The 21,098-nt window shown below is 70.7% G+C and carries 17 protein-coding genes; 6 read left to right on the top strand and 11 right to left on the bottom strand.

The annotated features are described in order from the left end of the window. Positions 1 to 50 precede the first annotated feature (50 nt). Positions 51 to 968 (bottom strand): DNA-3-methyladenine glycosylase family protein, encoded by a 918-nt coding sequence (locus ACFTWP_RS38445; protein ID WP_380269802.1) that lies wholly within the window; start codon positions 966 to 968, stop codon positions 51 to 53. Between the two features lie 82 nt (positions 969 to 1,050). Between ACFTWP_RS38445 and ACFTWP_RS38440 the strand changes: the two genes are divergently transcribed. From ACFTWP_RS38440 to ACFTWP_RS38425, 4 genes are all read left to right on the top strand, one after another. Beyond that, the gene (locus ACFTWP_RS38440) at positions 1,051 to 1,545 is read left to right on the top strand and encodes an SgcJ/EcaC family oxidoreductase (protein ID WP_380269800.1); all 495 of its coding nucleotides are present in this window, start codon (positions 1,051 to 1,053) and stop codon (positions 1,543 to 1,545) included. A 214-nt stretch (positions 1,546 to 1,759) separates the two neighbouring features. After that, on the top strand, positions 1,760 to 2,551 hold the full coding sequence (locus tag ACFTWP_RS38435) for a TIGR03089 family protein (RefSeq protein WP_380269798.1): 792 nt from the start codon (positions 1,760 to 1,762) through the stop codon (positions 2,549 to 2,551). A 37-nt stretch (positions 2,552 to 2,588) separates the two neighbouring features. Then, a complete protein-coding gene (locus ACFTWP_RS38430) occupies positions 2,589 to 3,809 on the top strand; it encodes an LCP family protein (protein ID WP_380269797.1) in 1,221 nt (406 codons plus the stop codon). 173 nt (positions 3,810 to 3,982) lie between these two features. Then, on the top strand, positions 3,983 to 5,551 hold the full coding sequence (locus tag ACFTWP_RS38425) for an LCP family protein (RefSeq protein ID WP_380269795.1): 1,569 nt from the start codon (positions 3,983 to 3,985) through the stop codon (positions 5,549 to 5,551). 42 nt (positions 5,552 to 5,593) lie between these two features. Here the strand turns inward: ACFTWP_RS38425 and ACFTWP_RS38420 are convergent, their stop codons facing one another. Next, positions 5,594 to 6,640, bottom strand: a complete 1,047-nt coding sequence (locus ACFTWP_RS38420) for a glycosyltransferase family 2 protein (protein WP_380269793.1) — start codon at positions 6,638 to 6,640, stop codon at positions 5,594 to 5,596. Between the two features lie 162 nt (positions 6,641 to 6,802). On the opposite strand from ACFTWP_RS38420, the gene ACFTWP_RS38415 reads away from it, so the two are divergent. Next, the gene (locus ACFTWP_RS38415; protein ID WP_380269791.1) at positions 6,803 to 8,323 is read left to right on the top strand and encodes an LCP family protein; all 1,521 of its coding nucleotides are present in this window, start codon (positions 6,803 to 6,805) and stop codon (positions 8,321 to 8,323) included. Between the two features lie 72 nt (positions 8,324 to 8,395). Here the strand turns inward: ACFTWP_RS38415 and ACFTWP_RS38410 are convergent, their stop codons facing one another. The 5 genes from ACFTWP_RS38410 to ACFTWP_RS38390 form a co-directional block, all read right to left on the bottom strand. Next, positions 8,396 to 10,477 (bottom strand): hypothetical protein, encoded by a 2,082-nt coding sequence (locus ACFTWP_RS38410; protein WP_380269790.1) that lies wholly within the window; start codon positions 10,475 to 10,477, stop codon positions 8,396 to 8,398. Positions 10,478 to 10,701: 224 nt separating this feature from the next. Further along, positions 10,702 to 13,269, bottom strand: coding sequence for an ABC transporter permease (locus tag ACFTWP_RS38405; protein WP_380269788.1), 2,568 nt, complete (start codon positions 13,267 to 13,269; stop codon positions 10,702 to 10,704). Positions 13,270 to 13,287: 18 nt separating this feature from the next. After that, the gene (locus ACFTWP_RS38400; protein ID WP_380269786.1) at positions 13,288 to 14,076 is read right to left on the bottom strand and encodes an ABC transporter ATP-binding protein; all 789 of its coding nucleotides are present in this window, start codon (positions 14,074 to 14,076) and stop codon (positions 13,288 to 13,290) included. Positions 14,077 to 14,372: 296 nt separating this feature from the next. Beyond that, complete coding sequence (ssuE, locus tag ACFTWP_RS38395; RefSeq protein ID WP_380269784.1) at positions 14,373 to 14,927, bottom strand: NADPH-dependent FMN reductase; 555 nt, start codon at positions 14,925 to 14,927, stop codon at positions 14,373 to 14,375. A 143-nt stretch (positions 14,928 to 15,070) separates the two neighbouring features. Further along, positions 15,071 to 15,148 (bottom strand): putative leader peptide, encoded by a 78-nt coding sequence (locus ACFTWP_RS38390; RefSeq protein WP_380269822.1) that lies wholly within the window; start codon positions 15,146 to 15,148, stop codon positions 15,071 to 15,073. Between the two features lie 160 nt (positions 15,149 to 15,308). Between ACFTWP_RS38390 and ACFTWP_RS38385 the strand changes: the two genes are divergently transcribed. Next, entirely contained in the window at positions 15,309 to 16,682 is a 1,374-nt protein-coding gene (locus tag ACFTWP_RS38385) for an LCP family protein (protein ID WP_380269783.1), read from the top strand. A gap of 322 nt (positions 16,683 to 17,004) precedes the next feature. On the opposite strand, the gene ACFTWP_RS38380 is transcribed toward ACFTWP_RS38385, so the two are convergent. The 4 genes from ACFTWP_RS38380 to ACFTWP_RS38365 all read right to left on the bottom strand — a co-directional run. Further along, entirely contained in the window at positions 17,005 to 17,655 is a 651-nt protein-coding gene (locus ACFTWP_RS38380; RefSeq protein ID WP_380269782.1) for a hypothetical protein, read from the bottom strand. 326 nt (positions 17,656 to 17,981) lie between these two features. Next, positions 17,982 to 19,469, bottom strand: a complete 1,488-nt coding sequence (locus ACFTWP_RS38375; protein WP_380269781.1) for an Hsp70 family protein — start codon at positions 19,467 to 19,469, stop codon at positions 17,982 to 17,984. Next, a complete protein-coding gene (locus ACFTWP_RS38370; RefSeq protein ID WP_380269779.1) occupies positions 19,466 to 20,680 on the bottom strand; it encodes a hypothetical protein in 1,215 nt (404 codons plus the stop codon). The genes ACFTWP_RS38375 and ACFTWP_RS38370 overlap by 4 nt, the downstream gene beginning before the upstream one ends. Before the next feature lie 322 nt (positions 20,681 to 21,002). Further along, positions 21,003 to 21,098, bottom strand: a 96-nt coding sequence (locus tag ACFTWP_RS38365; protein WP_360021341.1) for an acyl-CoA dehydrogenase family protein, incomplete at its 5' end; no start/stop codon positions are given.

Here is a 21,098-nt window from a genome sequence, read left to right as displayed (position 1 = left end):
CGGCACCCGTCCCACCCGTTCCGACCTGGACGGCTTGGAGCAGCAGGACGTCACCGCCCCCGGTGGTCGTTGGGCGCCAGCCGCGGGCCGTAGCGCGGTGCGTGGCCGCCGGTGGCCAGCAGCAGCCGGCAGACCCGGTGGCGCTGCGGGCGGTAGGGCTCCAGCAGGGCCAGCATCTGGGTGTCGTCGCTGCGGGGGCGGCCGGCCAGCGCCCAGCCGACCAGGTTCGGCAGGTGGAAGTCGCCGACCGATACCGCGTCGGGGTCGCCGTTGCTGCGCTGCAGGGTCTCCGCGGCCGTCCAGATCCCGACGCCGGGCACGGTGGTCAGCCGGGCGAAGGCCTCGTGGTGGTCGAAGCCGGAGGCCTCCTCCAGTCGGGGCGCCAGCCGGGCGGCGCGCACCACGGTGGCGGAGCGCTTCGGGTCGACGCCCGCGCGGTGCCACTCCCAGCTGGGGAGCAGCGCCCACTCGCGGGCCGAGGGCGCCACCCGCATGCCCTCCACCGGCCCGGGGGCCGGGGTGCCGAAGTCGCGCAGCAGGGTGCGCCAGGCGCGGTACGCCTCGTCGGTGGTGACCTTCTGCTCCAGGATCGCGGGGACGAGCGACTCCATGACCAGCCCGGTCCGGCCCAGCCGGGCGCCGCCGAGCCGGCGCTGGGCGTCGCGCAGCGGGCCGGGCGGCAGCACCAGGGCGGCCGGGTCGTCCTCCGCGCCGAGCAGTGCGGGCAGCCGCTCCAGCAGCCAGTCGGCGCCCGGCCCCCAGGCGCTCGCCTCGACCTCGCCGGTGGCCGGGCGGCCGAGCACCCGCAGCGTGCCGACGCCGGCGGGGGTGCGGGAGGCGCGCCAGACGGCGCCGTCGCCGGTCCGGCGGTACGCGGGGTCGCCCGGTCCGCGGCGCAGCGGCAGCAGGGCGCGGCCGGGGTCCACCGGGAATCCCGGTCGCCAGTGCCGTACCGCTTCCTCCGTCACCGCGCGCACCTCCTGTGCTCCGGGCCGCCACGCCGGGGCTGCTCCGCTGTCCCGCCGGGTCGCCTTCGCCGACCATGGACCTATGAACGATACGCGGCTGCCGGACCTCTCCCCCGGCGACGAGAGCGCCGTCCGCGGGCTCTACCACCGGGTGCTCGACGGCTGGAACCTGCGCGACGGCGCCGCCTTCGCCGGGCCCTTCGCGCAGGACGGCGAGGCCATCGGGTTCGACGGCAGCCGGCACGTCGGACGCTCCGGCATCGCCGCCGAGGTGGGCCGGGTCCTCGCCGAGCACGAGACGCCCGCGTACGTGGCGAAGGTGCGCCGGGTGCGTCCGCTGGCCGCCGGGGCGGCGCAGCTGGACGCGGTCGCGGGCCTGGTGCCGCCGGGCGCCGAGGACATCGATCCGGTGCTGAACGCGCTGCACACGGTGATCGCCGTCAACCGGGGCGCCGGCTGGCGGATCGCCCTGCTGCAGAACACCCCGGCCCGCTACGACGGGCGCCCCGACCTGGCGCGGGCCCTCACCGCGGAGCTGCGGGAGCTGCTGGTGCGCACTCCGGGCCCGGTCGCCTGACCTGCGGAGGGGCCGCTCCGGGGGCGGTCCGTGGGCCGTCCGGGCGGGCGGCGGAGCGGGCGGACGGCCCGGGAGGGCCGGGGTGCCCAAGATCACATCCGCCGGGAGACGCCGTGAGCCTTGCCGGGCAGCGGTTTCTGACGCCACGCCGGTTCTTGCGGGGCCCGTCACCCCTCCCGGTGGCGACCCCCTAGGCCGTAGGCTGGGGCGCACCATGACTGCGCCTTTCGCTGCCGATGCCCGCACCCCTGTCGAGCTGCTGCACGCATATCTGCGAGGTGGCACTCCCGCTGCGGATCCCTCACTCCCGCTGGTCACCTTCTACGACGACGCGACCGGCGAGAGAGTCGAGCTCTCCGCCCGGACCTTCGACAACTGGGTCGCCAAGACCGCCAACCTGCTCCAGGACGAGCTGAACGCCGGGCCCGACGACCGCGCCGTGCTCCTCCTCCCCGCCCACTGGCAGAGCGCCGTCTGGCTGCTGGCCTGCTGGTCGGTGGGCGTGACGGCCGCCCCCGCCGGCGACCCGGCCGACGCCGATCTGGTGGTCAGCGGCCCGGACGGGCTGGAGGCCGCCCAGGCCTGCACCGGCGAGCGGGTCGCCCTCGCGCTGCGCCCGCTGGGCGGCCGCTTCCCGCAGCGCCCGGACGGCTTCCTGGACTACGCCGCGGAGGTGCCCGGCCAGGGCGACCGCTTCGCGCCGTACTCCCCCGTGCCGCCGGACGCGCCCGCGCTGGAGACGGTGGTGGACGGCCTCCCGCTGAAGCTCACCGGCGAGCAGACCGTCCAGCTGGCCCGGGAGGGTGCGGCGAGGCTCGGCATCGGCCCCGGCGACCGGGTGCTGTCCACCCTCGGCTACGAGGACTGGACCGGCCTGGAGGCCGGGCTGCTGGCACCGCTGGCGGCCGGCGCCTCGGTGGTGCTGTGCCGCAACTCCGACTCGCTGACGGCCGATCAGTGGGAGAAGCGGATCGACTCCGAACGGGTGACTCTGCGCCTGGGGTGACCGCGCGACCCCGGGCCGGCGGGTAGGCATCCCTGCCATGGCCGAGGACGAGAACCCCCAGGACTCCCCGACTGCACCCGGACAGAAGACTCCCCGACGAGGGCGCCGACGGTGGTTGCTGATCACCGCCGGCGCCCTCGCGTTCCTCCTGCTGGCCTGTGGCGCGCTGCTCTGGATCGCGTACCGCAAGCTGGACGGCAACATCGAGACCGACACCGCGACCCAGCGGCTGCTGGCCCGGCTGGAGGCCGAGCGCCCGAGCCGGACCGCCGGCGCCGGGGGCGCCGAGAACATCCTGCTGATCGGCAGCGACGACCGGACGGGCGCCAACGCCGCCTACGGTTCGGCCGGCGGCCAGCGCTCCGACACCACGATCCTGCTGCACATCGCGGCGGACCGCCGGCACGCGACGGCGGTCAGCATCCCGCGTGACGTGATGGTGACCGTCCCCTCCTGCGAGCTGCCGGACGGCACCCGCACCGGGACCAGGCTGGTGCAGTTCAACCAGGCCTTCGAGACCGGCGGGCCGGCCTGTGCGATCCGGGCGGTGGAGCAGCTGAGCGGCATCCGGGTCGACCACCACATGGTGCTCGACTTCACCGGCTTCAAGGCCATGGTCGACGCGGTCGGCGGGGTGGAGGTCTGCGTCCCGCAGCCGATCCACGACCGGGACGCCAAGCTCGACCTGCCGGCCGGGCGGCAGACCCTGCACGGTGAACAGGCCCTCGGGTTCGTCCGGGCGCGCGAGAGCCTGGGGGACGGCAGCGACACCCAGCGGATGGGACGTCAGCAGCAGTTCCTGGCCTCGCTGATCCGCAAGGTGCAGTCCCAGGGCGTGCTGCTGAACCCGGCCAGGCTCTGGCCGGTGCTGGACGCGGCCACCTCCTCGGTGAAGGCCGACGAGGGCCTGTCCTCGCTCGGCGCGCTGTACGACCTGACCTGGGACCTGCGCTCGATGCAGCCCGCGAACGTGGTCTTCCTGACCGCCCCGCGCCGCCCCTACCGGCCGGACCCGGACCGCGACGAGTTCGTGCAGCCGCAGACCGCCCAGTTGTTCACCGAGCTGCGGGAGGACCGGCTGCTCACCGTCCGGCCGCCGGGGTCGGGCGCCTCGCCGTCCCCGAGCCCCGCCTCGGCGTCCCCGTCCCCCGCCTCGGCGGACCGTACGGCCTTCGGCGCGAGCCCGTCCCCGTCGGCCGGCCCGGCGCCCGTCTTCGAGGGGCGGACGGCCGACACGGACGGCTGCGCCCTGCACTGATCGCCCCCGGGGGCGCCCGCGCGCCGGCACGGCGGAGGTCCCGCCGGTGCGAAGGGACGGCCCCAGAATTGTTCTGACTATGTAACACATACGATCATCGCTTGTGACCTCGGGTAGGTTCCCCCTCGAACGGCCCAACGGGGGCCCGCGGGACGAGGGGTGGCGGACCGGCCATGGCAGTGGACACCGAGGCCCGCCCGGGCCACCGCCGCACGACCGCCGCCCGGCGCTCCGGGCGCGCCCGCCGGCGCTGGGTCAGGCCCGTGGCGCTGGCCACCGGACTCACGCTGGTGGGCGGCTGCGCCGGCGCCTACCTCTACGTCCGGCACCTGGACGCCAACATCCAGCACGCGCCGCTCGGTGCCGGCAACGCACCGCCGCCCGGCGGCGCCGCCGACGAGCACGGCCGGACGGCGATGAACATCCTGGTCATCGGCACCGACAGCCGGAAGGACCTCGGCGGAGCGTACGGCGACCGGCAGAACACCGGGCTCGGCAACAACGACGTCAACATCGTGCTGCACGTCTACCCCGACCGGCGTTCGGCCGTCGCCCTCGACCTCCCCCGGGACACCCTGATCGACCTGCCGGCCTGCACCGACCCGCAGAGCGGCCGGACCTCCCCCGCCGTCCGGCACCGGCCGCTCAACGAGGCCATGGGCCGCGGCGGCCCCGGCTGCGTGCAGGACACCGTGCAGTCCGTCACCAAGCTGAAGATCGACCACTTCGCGGTGGTCAACTTCCAGGGCGTCAAGGACCTCACCGACGCCGTCGGCGGCGTCGACGTCAACCTCTGCCGGGCCCTCAAGGACGGCGACTCCCACCTCGACCTGCCCGCCGGCCCCAGCCACCTGAGCGGCGAGCAGGGCCTGCAGTTCGTCCGGACCCGCCACGCCGTGCAGGACGGCAGCGCCGTCGGCCGGTTCTCGATGCAGCGGGACTTCCTCGCGGCGCTGCTGCGCAAGCTCACCGACCGGGGCACCCTGCTGGACCCGACCAAGGCGTTCCCGGTGATCGAGGCCGCCACCCGGTCGATCACGGTGGACGACGCGATAGCCGGCACCACCAAGCTGGTCGGGCTGGCCTCCGAGCTGAAGAACATCAAGCCGGCCGAGGTCGCGTTCGCCCAGCCGCCGGTGGAGTACACCCATGACGACCCGGACCGCGACCTGCGGGAGAAGAACCGGTTCGTCCAGCCGGGCGCCGACCAGCTGTTCGCGCTGCTGCTCGCCGACAGGTCGCTGACCGGCGGCCCCGACCAGGGCCCGGCCGCCGACGCGTCCACCGCGGCGCCCGCCGCGGCCCCCGTCTCCACGGCCTCCCCGGCGGCGCCCGCACCGGACCCGGCCACGGTCGGCGTGAGCGTGGTCAAGGGCGTCAGCACCCCGGGACTCGCCACCTCGGTCCAGAAGACCCTGGCCGGGCTCGGCTACCAGGTCACCGTCGGGCACGACACCGCCCGGCCGGTCGCCGTCAGCACCGTGCAGTACGGCCAGGCCGACCGGAAGGGCGCCGCCGAGGCGCTCGCGACGGCCCTCGGCCTGCCGGCGTCCGCCGTCACCGCCGGCGGCAGCGGGCGGGGCGTCCTGGTCACGCTCGGCGCGGACTACCGGGCGCCCGCCCAGGGCGCGCCGGCCGCGCCGGCCCCGGTGCCGAGCGCCGTCCCGAGCGACGCCTCGGTCCACACCGGGGACGAGGCCACCTGCTCGGGCGGCGCCAGGTTCGGCACCTTCACCCGCTGACCGGCCGGGGCGCCGACGGCGACGGCCGGGGCGGGCCCGCCGTCAGCCGCTCTCGGCCGCCCGTACCGCGCTGGTGGTGCCGCCCGGCGCACGGCTGCCGATCACCTTGCGGGCCAGCGACCTGGGCGAGGTGAGGAAGCCGAAGCCCCAGCTGAGGTGCATGGTGGCCAGCGCCACCGGCAGTCGCAGCCGGGCCTTGAGGGAGAGGCCGCGGCCCTCCACCGCCGCTCCGCCGACGATGCCGAGCAGGTAGCCGGCCGGCAGCACGAGGAAGGCCGGGTGGACGGCGCTGAGCGCCAGCCCCAGCACCACGGCCAGGAAGGCCGCCGGCGGTGCCAGGTAGCGCAGGTTGACCGAGCCCCGGTGGTAGCGGATGACGACCCGGCGCCAGCGCCCGTAGTCCTTGTACTGCTTGGCCAGGGCCCGCACGGTGGGTCGCGGGCGGTAGGTGACCCGCAGCTGGGGGGTGAACCAGATCAGGCCGCCGTCCTGGCGGATGCGGTAGTTCAGCTCCCAGTCCTGGGCGCGGATGAACTCCTCGTTGTAGCCGCCGAGCTTCTCCAGCACCTCCCGGCGGAAGACGCCCAGGTAGACGGTGTCGGCCGGGCCGGCCAGGCCACCGGTGTGGAAGGCGGCGTTGCCGACGCCGATCTTGGACGTCATGGCGGCGGCGACCGCCCGCTCCCACTCCGTCTCCCCCTCGGCGAACATGATGCCGCCGACGTTGGCGGCCTCCATCTCGCCGAGCAGCCGCACGGCCGTGGCCACGTAGCCGGGGGTGAGCAGTCCGTGGCCGTCCACCCGGACCACTATCGGGTGACTGGAGCCGCGGATCGCCGCGTTCAGCCCGGCCGGGGTGCGGCCCGTGGGGTTGCGCACCGTCCGGACCCGGGAGTCCTCCGCGACGAGTTCGGCGGCGATCTCGTCGGTCCGGTCGCTCGACGGACCGAGGGCGATCACCACCTCCATCGGGCCGGCGTAGTCCTGTTCCAGGATGTGCCGGACGGCGGTGCGAAGGTGTCGTTCCTCGTTGAGCACCGGCATGATCACGGAGACCGCCGGCAGCTCCTCAGCAGCCTTGGTGTTCATCGAGGCCAACCGTACCGGTGCCGACGGGTTCCAGTCTCGTCCCGGTCCCGGCAGCGCGCGGACCCCGCGCGGGGCGGAACGTTCCGGCCGGTGCGACGGCCGCCCGGGCGGCCCCGGCGTGCCCTCGCCCGCCGGACCGCACGCACGCATACCATCCGGGAGATGCCCGTGTCCCCGTACCCCGCCACCAGCGTCCCCCGCCGCCGCTGGACGCGCCGGCTGGCCGGCGGGGCCGCGTTCGCCGTCCTGGCCACCTCCTGCGGGGGCTGGGCGGTGCTGAACGGCCTCGGCTCGGCGCTGGAGCGGGTGGACGCCTTCAGCGGCGACCAGGCCCGGCCGGCCGACGACGGCGCGACCACCTTCCTGGTGGTGGGCACCGACGACCGCGAGGGCATTCCGGAGGCGACGCTCAAGAACGTCCTGCACGCGGGCGGCCCGTCCTGCCACTGCACCGACACCATGATGATCGTCCAGCTGGCGAAGGACGGCGGCCGGGCCAGCGTGATCAGCATCCCGCGGGACTCGTACGTGGACATCCCCGCCCACCAGGACCTGGCCACCCGCAGGGCGGTGCCGGCCGGCAAGGGCAAGATCAACGCCGCGTACGGGATGGGCGGCGCCCCGCTGACCGTGCAGACGGTCGAGCTGAACACCGGCCTGCGGATCGACCACTACCTGCAGCTCGACTTCGTCAGCTTCGTCTCCACCGTGGACGCCCTGGGCGGCGTGCGGGTCTGCACCGCCAAGCCGCTGAAGGACGAGTACTCCGGGCTCGACCTGCCCGCCGGGACCACCACCCTGGACGGCGCCGGCGCGCTCAAGTACGTCCGGGCCCGGTACGTGGACGGCAGCGCCGACCTCGGACGGATGCACCGCCAGCACCGGTTCGTGGCGGAGCTGCTGCACCAGGCCACCAGTTCGGGCACGCTCCTCAACCCGGTCAGGCTGGCCCGGCTGACGGAGGGTGTGCTCGGCTCGGTGAAGGCCGACAAGGACCTCGGCGCCGGCGACCTGATCACCCTCGCCTCCCGGCTGAAGGACCTGTCCGCCCAGAACGCCGACTTCGCGACGGTACCGATCGGCGTCCTGGACCATCCCGTGGCCGGCTGGGGATCGACCGTGCTCTGGGACCGGGCCGGTGCCAAGGCCCTGTTCGACGCCGTCCGGGCCGGGCGGCCGCTGGTCGCCCCGCCGACCGCGGCCCCGGCGCCCGCCCCCGCGGCAGCCGCGCCGAGCCCGGCGCCGGCCGTACCGCCCGAACAGGTGCACGTCCAGGTCCTCAACGGCGCCGGGGTGGCCGGGCTCGGCGCGCGCTTGGACGGCGACCTGCGCCGGGCCGGCTTCGCCACCACCGGGGCCCCCGCCAACGCGCCGGCCGGTGAGCCGGCCACCCGGACGACCGTCCGCTACGACCCGCGCTGGGACGAGTCGGCCCGTACCCTGATCGCCGCGCTGCCCGGCGCGGAGGCGGTCGCCGTCCCCGGCCTGGGCGCGACCCTCCAGGTGGTGGCCGGCAGCGACTACCCGGGCCCGAGCCCGAGCGCGGGGCCGCCCACCGCCGCGGCGCCCACCGCCGCGGCCCCCGGCGGCGCACCCGGCGGCCCGACCGCGACGGTCACGCCGGCCCCGCCTGCGGCCTCCGGCGTCAGCGCCGCCACCGCCGCCGAGATCGCCTGCCCCTGACGGGCGCCCCGGCCGGGCGGGGTACGACCGGGCGGAGCAGGACCGGTCAGGCCCGACCGTGCTGCGCGGGACTCAGAACAGGAACCTGGCGACCACGAACACGATGTACCCGGTCAGCGCCGCCCGGTTCACCAGCAGCTGGGGGCTGGACAACCGCTCGCGCAACGCGGCGCCCGGGCGCCGCCCGGGCAGGTGGGCCGCGGTGGCGATGGCCGCGGCGACCGCCTGCGGGTCGTACGGGCCGCCGAGGTGGCGGCTGAGCAGCCGGGCCGGCCGGCTGCCGATCCGCAGCTCCCGGCCGTCGGTGAGCTGCACGGCGAGGCGGTGGCGGTGCACGGCCGCCGCGTTGACCTGCTCCCACGGCACGAACCGGCGGGTCATCCCGGAGACCACCGCCACCCCGTGCCCGTCGATGGCCGCCTGCCAGGTCAGTGCGCCGGCCGCGGCCAGGAAGAGCGGTATGCCGGCGAGCAGGGGGTGCACCAGTCCGGTGCCCCAGGAGCGCGAGCCGAGCAGCTGCACCAGCAGGGCCAGCCCGAGCGCCACCAGCGGTCCGGCGACCAGCCGCAGCACCAGCGGCATCTCCCAGCGCTGCGGCGGCAGCGGCGGGCCCTCCTCCGGCGCCGCCGCGATCGTCCGTGCGGCCAGCGCGGGGACGGCCAGTTCGTCCTCCAGGTAGCGCCGCTGCCGGGCGCCGCGCCTGACCGGCAGCACGCTCTCCCGGCAGACCACCGCCAGCCAGCCCGGCTCCGGCCCGTCCGGCGACGTCTGCGGGCGCACCAGCAGCTGGGCGTAGGGACTGTCCGGCCCCCGGTAGAGCACCGCCGGTACGGGTCGGTTGGCGTCGGCCAGGGCGGCCGCGGCGCGGTGGGGGGCCGCCACGAGCGGGCCGGAGCCCTCGTCGCCGTAGCCCTCCCCGGCGCCCGGGTCGTCGTGCTCCCCCTCGTACCCCTCGCCGTCCTCCTCGTCGCGCACCTCGTCCTCGCGCCAGCCGTACCGCTCGCTCCAGGCGTGGGACTCGGCGGCGCGCAGCCGCCACAGCGGCCGGCCCTCGGCGGCGGCGTCGCCGTCCACCGGGCGGACCAGCAGGCTGCCCTTGCCGTCCGGCTGCACCAGCACCGCGAGGGCCGGCGCGCAGGGCTCCCCGAGCCCGCGCCGGATCCGCACCCGGGTACGGGCGGATCCCAGCAGCAGCGCGCCCAGCAGGGCGGGCAGCGCGCCGGTGAAGGCCCAGTCGGTCGGGTCGTAGGGCTGGCCGTCGACCCGGACCCAGTCCGCGCCGTCGACCAGCAGGGGCACGCCCGTGCCCGGCCCGGGCAGCGGGGTCCACAGGATGTCCGCCTCGAACTCGTGCTCCTCGCCCTCGCCCGGGACGGCCGGGTCGGAGCCGGCGGTGTCCGCGGAGGCGGTCGGGCCGCCCCGGGCCCCGCCGGGCAGCCGGTAGCCGATCCGGGCGGTGCCGGCGTCCTCGTCGACCGACAGCACCGTGCCCCGGACGCGGGCCGCGCCGGCCGCCCGGTCGTCGCTGGCGGCCTGGCGGACCAGGCCGGTCAGCGCGAGCAGGACCCCGAGCGCGATCAGCAGCCGGCCCAGCAGGCGCCGCCCGCGCGGGCGGCGCGGCGGCGGCACCGGGGAGGGCACGCCGGCCAGCGTCCAGGGGTAGGGCTCGGGGGTGCCCATCAGGACGTCCAGCTGGTGGCGGGCCCGTCGCCGGCCCAGCTCCGCGCCGATCAGGACGACGGCCAGGAACCCCTGCGTGGCCAGCGCCGCCCAGCGGCAGATCCCGTTCTCCAGACCGCCGGGCAGGTACCAGAGCCCGGCCGCGACCGCGACCGGGACGAGCGCCAGCCCCCGCGGCCTGGCCAGCAGCAGGACCACCTCGGCGACCACCGAGAAGGTCGCCAGGGCGCTCGGCCAGGACGGCAGGCAGGGCCGGTCCGGGCTGCAGGCGCTCGCGACCGGCTCCAACGCGCCGGCCAGCATGATGAATCCGAGCGGCACCAGGGCCAGCCAGCGGCCGTCCAGCCGCCGCCCCTCCAGCGGCCAGGACGTCCGGGCGGCCCGCCAGCGGGCGGCGGCGGCGGAGGTGAGCGGCGGCGCGGCCGGCAGTACCGGTGCCGGCGCGCCCGGGCCGGGCAGGTCGTGGCTGGGCATACGGCGATGCTCTCAGGCGGGCCGGCGGGGCCGGGCGAAGGGGTCGCGGCTGGTGCCGGAGCGACCGTCAGGACGCTGGTCCGGAGCGACCGTCAGGACGGCGGCGGGGCAGGGGGCCGGGAGGCGACCGCACGTGCCCGGGCCCCGGGCACGGCGGAGGGGCCGGATGCGATGCATCCGGCCCCTCCTCCGACGCCTCCCCCCGTTGCTCCCCCGACGAGGCGTCAGTCCGTCGCGATGGCCGCGAGGACGTTCATCCGGCCGGCCCGGAAGGCCGGGATGAGGGCCGCGAGCAGACCGATCAGGACGGACGCGAACAGCGTGGCCACGATCGTCCCAGTCGGGATGGCCAGGGTGGCCAGGCCGTTGCTGGCCAGCACCTTCTGCGAGGTGACGCCCCAGGCCAGGCCCAGGCCGGTGCCGAGGACGGCGCCGAACAGGGCGATCACCACCGACTCCAGACGGATCATCCGGCGCAGCTGGCGGCGGGAGAGCCCGATCGCCCGCAGCAGGCCGATCTCCCGGGTGCGCTCGACCACCGACAGCGCCAGGGTGTTGACCACCCCGAGCACCGCGACGATGATCGCCAGGCCGAGCAGGCCGTAGATCATGTAGAGCAGCTGGTTGAACTGGGCCTGGACGAGCTCCTTGTAGCCGGCCTGGTCCTTGACGGTGAGCTGCGGGTACCCCTTGAGCGAGTCCTCCAGCGCGGTCAGGGTCTTGGCCACGTCGGCCCCGGAGGCGGCCTTGGCGAAGGCGACGCCGACCGGCGGCTGGTCGGCCACCGGGACGGCCTTGGCCACGGTGTCGACGGTGGCGAAGTAGTTGCCGTCGAAGAGCGAGTTGCCCTTCTTGACGATCAAGCCGACCGGGAGGGACTGGGTGCGGCCCTGCCCGTAGTCGACGGCGATCCGGTCGCCCACCGCGAGGTGGTGCTCCTTCGCGAAGTCCTGGCCGATCGTGATCGCGCCCTGCTGGAGCGAGTCGGCCGTGCCCGTCAGGACGGGGATCTTGAAGTCCTGGGTGAAGGTCGGGGAGACCGCGGAGACCGCGCTCTCCGTGACGGCGCCGTCCGGCGTGGTGAACACCGCGTCGAGCCCGCTCTGCGTGGTGACGTGGGCCAGGCCCGGGGTGGCGCCGACGGCCTTGAGCATCTCCTTGGTGAGGCCGGTCCTCCCGCCGGCGATGATGTAGTCCGCGCCGACCGACTCGTCGACCTGGCTGTTGATGGACTCGACCGCGGACGAGGTGAACACCGAGGCGCCGATCACCAGCGCCAGCCCGATCATCAGTGCGGCCGCGGTGGCGCCGGTGCGACGCGGGCTGCGCATCGCGTTTCGCTGGGCGAGCCGGCCGGACGGGCCGAAGAGCTTCGGCAGGGCCGCGCCCAGCACCCGGACGACGGTGGTGGCCAGCAGCGGACCGAGGACGACGAAGCCGACCAGGGTCAGGACGACGCCGACGCCGAGCAGCTTCCCGCCGGTGCCGGCCGAGTCGGCGCCCGCGGCGGCGACCAGCAGGGCCCCGCCGCCCACCGTCAGCACCAGGCCGACCGCGGTACGGATCCGGTTGGCCTTGGCCTCGCTGGGGGTGCCGTGGTCGCGCAGGGCGGCCATCGGGGCGATCCGGCTGGCCCGGCGGGCCGGGATCCAGGCGGCGAGCACGGTGATCACGACACCGACGCCGTACGCGGCGATCGGTACGTTCAGGCCGATCTGCAGCTCCGAGCCGGAGAGGTTCATCCCGACCGACTTCATCAGCTGGATCAGGCCCTCGGCCAGGCCGAGGCCGGCGCCGAGGCCGATCGTCGAGCCGAGCACGCCCAGGATCAGCGCCTCGACCAGCACCGACTGGTTGACCTGCCGGCGGCTGCCGCCGACGGCGCGCAGCAGGCCGATCTCCCGGGTGCGCTGGGCGACCAGCATCGAGAAGGTGTTGATGATCAGGAAGCCGCCGACCAGCAGCGAGATCAGCGCGAAGCCGAGCATCGCGTACTTCATGAAGTCGAGGAAGGAGCCGACGTCCGCGTTGCTGTCGGCCTTCTGCTCGGCCGCGGTCTTGACCTGGTAGCCGCTGCCGAACGCGCTCAGGGCGTCGGCCTTCAGCTGGTCGTCCGTCCGGCTGCCGTCGCCGTAGGCCTCGACGGAGGTGTAGGCGGTGCTGCCGAGCAGGTCCTTCTGGGCGGTGGCGGTGTCCAGGAAGGCCAGCGCCGCACCGGGGTTGGTGGTCTTGAAGGTGACGATGCCGGAGATGGTGAAGTCGTACGTGCCGTCGGCGGCGATCAACCGCAGCGGGCTGCCGAGGCCGAGGCCGGACTTCTTCGCGGTGTCGGCGTCCAGCATGATCTGGCCGTCGCCCCGGGGGGCCGTGCCGGAGGTGATCTCCACCGAGTTGCGCGGGGTCTCGGCCCAGTTGCCGGTCAGGGTCGGGGCGCCGGTGGTCGGGCCGACGGCCTTGTCGGTGGCCGGGTCGACCAGGGTGGCCTGCTCGGTGAACACCTGGCCCACGACGGTCCTGACGCCCGGCAGGGCGGCGACCTTCTGCGCGGTCTCGACCGGGACGGTGTGGATCTTGCCGTCGTGCACCTCCTTGCCGTTGAGCTTCGGCGGCTCCTGGCGGACGGAGATGTCGGAGGCGGTGGAGGCGAACAGCCGGTCGAAGGTGCTGGTGGCGGTGTTCGAGAACACCAGTGTTCCGGAGACGAAGGCCACCGACAGGACGACGGCGATCAGCGAGAGGATCATGCGCCCCTTGTGGGCGAAGAAGCTCCGTAGGGAGGTCTTGAGAAGCATCGGTCCGTTTCCCCCGGCTCAGCTGGTGCGCTTGCCGTCGAAACGGCGCATGCGTTCGAGGACGGAGTCGGCGGTCGGGGCGTGCATCTCGTCGACGATGACGCCGTCGGCGAGGAAGAGCACGCGGTCCGCGTAGCCGGCGGCGACCGGGTCGTGGGTGACCATGACGATGGTCTGGCCCAGCTCGTCCACCGAGCGGCGCAGGAAGGTCAGCACCTCGGAGCCGGAGCGCGAGTCGAGGTTGCCGGTGGGCTCGTCGCCGAAGATGATCTCGGGACGGGCGGCCAGGGCCCGGGCCACCGCGACGCGCTGCTGCTGGCCGCCGGAGAGCTGGGTCGGCCGGTGCTTGAGCCGGTCGGCCAGGCCGACGGTCTGCACGACCTGGTCCAGCCAGCCGGTGTCCGGCTTGCGGCCGGCGATGTCCATCGGCAGGGTGATGTTCTCCAGCGCGTTCAGCGTCGGGAGCAGGTTGAACGCCTGGAAGATGAAGCCGATCTTGTCCCGGCGCAGCTTGGTGAGCTGCTTGTCCTTCAGGCCGGTGATCTCGGTGTCGCCGATCCAGATCCGGCCCTCCGAGACGGTGTCCAGGCCCGCCAGGCAGTGCATCAGGGTCGACTTGCCGGAGCCCGACGGGCCCATGATCGCGGTGAACCTGCCGCGCTGGATGTCCACGTCGACCGAGTCCAGTGCCGTGACCCGGGTCTCCCCGGCGCCGTAGGCCTTGGTCACCTGCCGCGCGGACGCGGCGATGGTGGACTCTCCGCCGGGGGTCTGGGGGTCGTACACGGCCGCTGCTGCCGTCGTCACTGGATTCTCCTCAAGATGTGGGCCCGCCCGTCGCCCCGAGTCTGTCGCGCGCCGCAGGTCCGTGGACATGGTGGCAGGCGGTGTGTCAGACCGGGGGTTAGCCCCACCCTCCGGGGTACCGGTCGCGGTACCGAGCGGGGATAAGGACAACGTTAGGAGCGATCGGCGGACGTCTCGTCATCCGCCGGGAGGAAGCCGCACAACCTGAGATGTACGGGAAGCGGGACCCCTCCCCCTAGGGGTCCCCGCCACCCGGCTCAGGGTCCCGCCCCGGCGGTCGCGCGCCGGGGCGGGCCTCAGCCCGCCAGGGCCGGCTCGACCCGCCGCTCCAGCGCCGTCGCGAAGCCCTCGACCACCGGCGTGAGCAGGACGTCCGTCTCCCGCTCGATCACGGTGCTGCCGTCCTCCCGGACGGTGATGTCGCGGTCCAGGACGAACCAGCCCTGGGTGATGTGCCCGGCTCCCATCGAGCTGAGCACCGGGCGCAGGGCGTAGTCCACCGCGAGCACGTGGGCGGTGGAGCCGCCGGTGGCGAGCGGCAGGACGGCCTTGCCGGTCAGCGCGTACTGCGGCAGCACGTCCAGCAGGGTCTTGAGCAGGCCGGAGTACGCGGCCTTGTAGACGGGCGTGCCGATCACCACGCCGTCGGCCTGCGCGAAGAGCTCCAGCGCGGCGGCTATCGAGGGGTGCGAGGTGTCCCCCGCGAGGAGCGCCTCGGCGGGCAGGCTGCGGACCTCGAACGGGATGACCCGGTGGCCGCGGTCGGTGAGCCGGGCGTCGACGTGGCGCAGCAGCCGGGTCGTGCGGGAGGTGCGGGACGGGGATCCGGAGACGGACAGGACGGTGGCCATGGAGTTCACCTCAGGGCAGGGTGGCGCCGCGGGAAGGCGCCGAACGGGAAGCGGGCCGCACCCCGGCCCGTCGACGGCTCAGGGTCGACGGCGCGCGGCGGCGGAATCGGTGGATCGCGAGAGGGTTGAACGGTGGCGAGCGGTCAGCCACGACACAGCGAGCCGGACACACGCTTGAGGTCGACGTGCCGCCGACGCGTGAGGGTCCATCGCTGCTCCATGCCACTCATGCAAACACGCAGCGTCCGAACCGGTCAAGGATCGTTCCAGCTGGTGAACATGCGGCGGGACGATCCGGGATGTGCATCAAATCGGCTACAAGGGGCCTGGTGGGGGCCCCCGAAGGAGTCCACCGCCCCGGGTTCGGGCATTCTCTCCCACATGAACACGTGGCAGGAGGGCCGCCCGGGCGGCGGTGGCGGGACCCCGTACGGCGAGGGCAGCGGCCCGCAGCGGCAGGGCGACGGCGGGGCGGCCGAGCCGCCGCTGCCGGCCTCGCTCAACCCGCGCGGCCCGGGGGCGGCCGCGCCGCAGCGTCCGTCGCAGCCGGCCGGGTACGGGCAGCAGCAGGCGCCCGGCGGGTACGGGCAGCCTGGCGTGCCGGGTCAGCCGGGCGCGTTCGGGCCGCCGTCCTCCGCGTACGGTCCGCCGTCCGCCCACGGGCAGGGCGCCGAGCCGCCGCGGCCCGGCGGGGTGCCGCCGCAGCGTCCGGGCGGGTCCGGTGGCCCGACCGGCCCGGGCGGCGCCGCGCCGTCGGCCGCCCGCTCCCGCTGGCCGCGCCGCCGGAAGATCAAGGTGACGGTCCTCGCGCTGGTCGTCGCGCTGACGGTGACCACCGTCGGCACCTGGTTCTGGGCCGACTCCAAGCTCAACCACGAGAACGTGCTGGCCGACTACCAGGGCAGACCCGCGGCCGGGAAGGGCACCAACTGGCTGATCGTCGGCTCCGACAGCCGGGACGGGCTGAGCGACTCGCAGGAGAACGACCTGCACACCGGCCACGCCGGCGGCAAGCGCAGCGACTCGATGATGATCCTGCACGTCGGGGACAACGGGAACACCCTGATGAGCATCCCGCGTGACTCCTGGGTGCCGATCCCCGAGCACCCCGGGGACAAGGGCAAGACCGTCAAGGCGAGCACCTCGAAGATCAACGCGGCCTTCGCGGCGGGCGGCGGCAAGCTGCTCGCGCAGACCGTGGAGACCAACACCGGCATCCGGATCGACCACTACGCGGAGATCGGCTTCGCCGGCTTCGTGGGCATCGTGGACTCGGTGGGCGGCGTCGAGATGGACATCGAGCAGGACGTCAAGGACAAGGACTCCGGCCTCGACCTCAAGGCGGGCAAGCAGACCCTGACCGGCACCCAGGCCCTGGCCTTCGTCCGCCAGCGCCACCAGATGGCCGACCAGGACCTCGGCCGGATGCGCAACCAGCAGAAGTTCCTCGGCGCGCTGGCCAAGCAGGCCGCCTCGCCGGCCACCCTGCTCAACCCGTTCACCTTCTACCCGCTGGTGAGTTCGGGCCTCGGCACCCTGATCGTGGACGAGGACGCCGGCCTGACCGACCTCGGCTCGCTGTTCCTGGCCATGAAGGACGTCAACGGCGGCGGTGGTAAGAGCATCACCGTGCCGATCGCCAACCCGGACTTCCGCACCCCGACCGGCGAGTCCGCCGTCAAGTGGGACTCGGCCAAGGCCAAGCAGGTCTTCGACGCCTTCAAGAACGACACCGCGGTGCCGGACACCAAGTAGTCCCTTCCCTGTCTATCCGGCTCCCTGCTGCGCCGTACACGCGTACGGCGCAGCTCCGCATGCTCCGGCAAAACTACAAGCGAGCAATTGGCCACGTGCACCCGTCACTCTCACTTGCCAGCTTCGCAACGATTTCCCATTCGGTTTAACGTTCGCCCGACATCACCCGCAACAGCAACTACGTCACGGCTTGGGATCTCACCAAGACACAGAGTGAACTATATGGGCATGGCGCCATTAGCCCTGCGGCGCACAATTGACTCGCCCGAATCACTAAATTCGCCCAATATCGCGATGTAAAATTGCAATTCTTCGCCACTGATTAATCTGCCGTATAGACGACCTGGAGCGAATAAAGCCGATTGTCGCCGATATATGCAGGGGCTACACAGAACCGCCCCACCTGAGTGGCATCACATGCCATCCAGGCGCGCTGAAATGTCGGATCAAGAAACTCCCCCGAGTTGAACGCATAGTCCCAGGAATAGTAGATCTTTAGGATCCGTGCCTCATCTCGGATTTCATCCCATGAATCCACAGTTCGATCCACTGCGTCCGCAATGCTATCGCCTCGCCGCGCCCGCAGGAGCCTCTTCACCCTGCGGGTTTCCACTTCGCCCGGAACGAAGAAGAGTCGACACAAACGCGCGACTAGCATCGCGGCCTCTTCGCGCGTGATCGTCCGCTGATTAGTGGCTTGATAGACAAGGCCTAGCAGGTTCTGGGAAACAAACCTATCGAACCTGGAAGAGAAATCCCGATGAACTGCGGCCCGATTTCCCTGAACATCTCCACGGTGACCCGCTTTGAATGCCAGATAGCCATCGAGCGCACTGTCTATACCATCAATTTTCTCTTCGAGCATCCGAAGCAAGGAGATGGCGGACTCCATCCCCTCTCTCAGGGATTGGACCGCCTGATGCTCAAGGCGACTGATTACATCATCGCCCTCAAAGTTGGGTTCGACTCTCAACTTAGGACACTCATCCTTACCTCCAGCAGCTAGTACGCTAAGCTTCAGCCCAATGCCTTCCTGGTCACCCCTGTTTACCGCGCAGGCATAAACTTGATATTTGCCTCGATTGACCTCTGCGTCTTGAGCACTTCGGCACGCACTCGAATAGATGTCTCGCCAAATTTCATCGAGACCTTTACCTGGCGGTCGCGCAGAGGAGAATCCATGAGATCCGAAATGTCCACCGTTACCTCGCCGAGCTTTACAACTCCAGGCTCACTGACATACCTCGCATGAGCGGCAAGGGTGGAGTATATCTGAACCAATACACTGTCCTGCTGCAGTCAAATCGGAGTGAGAACCCTATCGACCTCCTCGTCAACTGGGATACTCTGTCCAGCCCTAACAAACGGCAAGAACCTGCTTCCGCAGTATTTTTTGCCATCAGGGCCGAGGTACTCCAGATCCTTCGGGTCTACCCTTTCAACGAAAGGCTCGGCCACATTACAACCGTACGACATCTTGGTACGCCGGGCACGAGTCTGCGGATCATAGGTAAAGTGAACAGCACCTCTTAGTACCGCAGTGTGCGGATCAGGTGGGACGAGCAGATCGGCAACGCCTTCAAGATGCGCCGCAAGACGCTTCTGCAGATAGGGAGAGCTTGCAAATCCACCAACCAGAATTACTAGCTCCTTCCCGGATGAATTCCGCCGCTGCCGGCGCATCTCTCCGATCTGCTTGTCCACCAACCCAAGAATATTTGAGATGACTGCTTCGAACACATTACGCATCTCGTCTGCCGCTACCACGATGGAGTCCGTGATGCCGCCCTGGCTTTCAGAGAGCGATTTCAATGTGCTTTCGTCAAGCAAGCGATATATCGAAGCAGGAATGGGCAGATACAAATTATCCACCAAATCCCCTTCGAAGTGCAGCTTTTCTTTCTCCCAGCTGTCTATCAAGTCGAGGACAGCAGCGGGGCTATGCTCGCGCAAATATGCTAGGGTCGCAAACGAGCCAAATCGGACAGCAAGAATAGATTCGAAGAATCCTTGATTCAGATACTCCGACCCGAACCTGCCGCCACACTCTCGACCGATTTCTTCGAGGCGGTTCTTTGCATCGGTCCGGTAGGCAGTAATATCAATGGTTCCGCCACCACAGTCTGCCACGAGGAACCGCGATCCGGGCGACATGAGATTCGCACGCCGTCCGCTAGTATTAGCAGTCCGGACCCCTGACACGCGCGCATAGTAGGCAGCAGCTTCGGGCTCCAGAGCCAAGGTCAGACGATTCTCATCCTCGGGCAATCCTGCCTCAATAGCAGCCTCGCGAACCATCTGTTTCTGATATTCAGTCCAGATCGCCGGAACTGTGACGCACCATCGGATCTGATCCTCCGTAAACCCGCTCGCAGTAATCTCGGAGTGAGCTGCCCGGACGACTTCGCGAAGGTGGGCCGAAAAAAGCAGCTTCGATTCTTCTGCGGTCAGGATGCCGCCGACCTGATGCGCAGCAGTAGTGGATGGATCATTGGCGATGGACATTTTGAATGCATAGTGGTAGCGCATCCCTTTGCCTTCTGGGCGACCAGACAACTGGGCCCACCGCCGGCGAGCCTCGTAGCCCCAAGCGACTACCTCGTTCGACTCATCGAGGAGTAGTGCAGAAAGATTCTTGGGGTAAGGCACCGGATATCCAGGCCATTTATCCCGCATGAATATCTCGCGACTTCTTGCACTATTGTTCTTATCTGTAATGATCGTCCAAGCATACCCGGTCCCATGGGTGCCAAAGTCAATCGCAGCAATTACCCGTTGCTTCTTCATCGGACAGTCCATCCAAAATCCCTGTACAGCGACTCTCGGGCGACGGCCTCAAGGAGTTCTGTAGTTCGATCTGCAAGCACGTGGTCCCCAGAAACGTTGCATATGAGCAGCAACTGCCGCAGCTGGTAAACAGTGTCGCGGGTTGGAGTTTCAGCCATGGACTCTATTAGGGTAAGAGCGCGCTCAGTTGCCCGAGAAGCTTGGGAGGAAAGGTTCGAATCTCCGAATAGAACCGCTTGATTTACTCTCGCGACCGACTCGCTGACGTGACCCCTCTCAAGCGCTATCTCAAAGGCGGCAGCCAAGCCAGCCGCGATGGAACGCCGCTCTGGTGCCATTGCGAGTGGCAGCGCCTGATGAAGGCTAGGGGTACGCCCAAAATTCGCCAGATGAAACCATTCCGCAATTAGTGCAGCAGTCACCGAGATAGAGTAGCCGAGCTCATCCTCAAATTGGAGCCGAGAAGTCGGGTGCGCATCTGGCCCAACGGCTTCCACGGGAATGGAAAGGGGAGGAAAGTTCACTTGAATCGACCGCATGCTGGACGTGTCAGCTATATTCCAAGCAGCAAGGGAAGGCCAGACCCTCACCCCGGACTGGACCTCACCGTAGACAACGACCGCTGGTAGATCACGCAAGGCGTGCCGCAGGATGAGCAGATCAGCGTCCGTACCCCTGAGTGGGCGGCTTATGGCGCCATCGAGCAAGCCCAGGTCCCCCGACCAAGGCGATCCCATCCAGGACCTTCTTACCGCCACTCTAAATGAATGAGGGCCGTCATCGTTCTCTTGCCTGCTGGCATCCTCTCGAAAAAAGGGCGCCACTAGCAGCACTGGAATCTGACCGCCCCGAGATGCCTCATGGGCAAGCTCATAAAATTCGTCATAACTGTGCGAGAATGGCGAGTTTTCGATCTGTCGCGTCAGCCGCTCCAGCGTCACCTTGCTGTATATTTGAACGTCGGCCTGTTGCCAGTCCCGTTCGAGGGCATTTCGCTGTATGTCCTCGGACTCCGACAAACGCGTCGCGCGAGTCCGCTCCTCTGATTCAATCAGCCTTTGTTTTGCGGCCTCTGCCTCGCGCTCACGAATCTCATGCAGATAATCCTGCTGCTCAAAGTAGTTGCCATCTCGCCGCAGCTTATAAAGCTCCAGCATTCGACCACTCACATCGACAAGGCCCTTGAACATTCCTGCCGACAGAATTTCCATGACACCCCTTGCAGCAGGTCTGCCGCCGCCATCATCAGTACCGATCGTGAGCGGTGAACCGGGACACGATCAGGCTGGACATGTGCGCACAGTACACCGAGGCAGGGCTGCCGGGAGAGCAAATGACGATGTACGGGGTCCGCTCCTCAGTCTATCCTCGGAGTTAACCGGCGAGTAGGTAGCGCTGTCGATGGTTCCTCCGAGCGTGGATAGCCTGCCTGACCTCGAACTTTGCAGTCTGGTTCATCGAACAACCCAATAAACGGCGAGGCCCCTTAGAAGCAAAGTGGCTTCTAAGGGGCCTCGCGTTCCACAGTACGGGCTAGGGGAGGTTGCGGGCCATGACGATGCGCTGGATCTGGTTGGTGCCTTCGTAGATCTGGGTGATCTTGGCGTCGCGCATCATGCGCTCCAGCGG

The organism is Kitasatospora sp. NPDC057015, assembly GCF_042673745.1.
GTDB lineage: Bacteria > Actinomycetota > Actinomycetes > Streptomycetales > Streptomycetaceae > Kitasatospora.
This window is presented reverse-complemented; position numbering and strand designations above follow the sequence as displayed.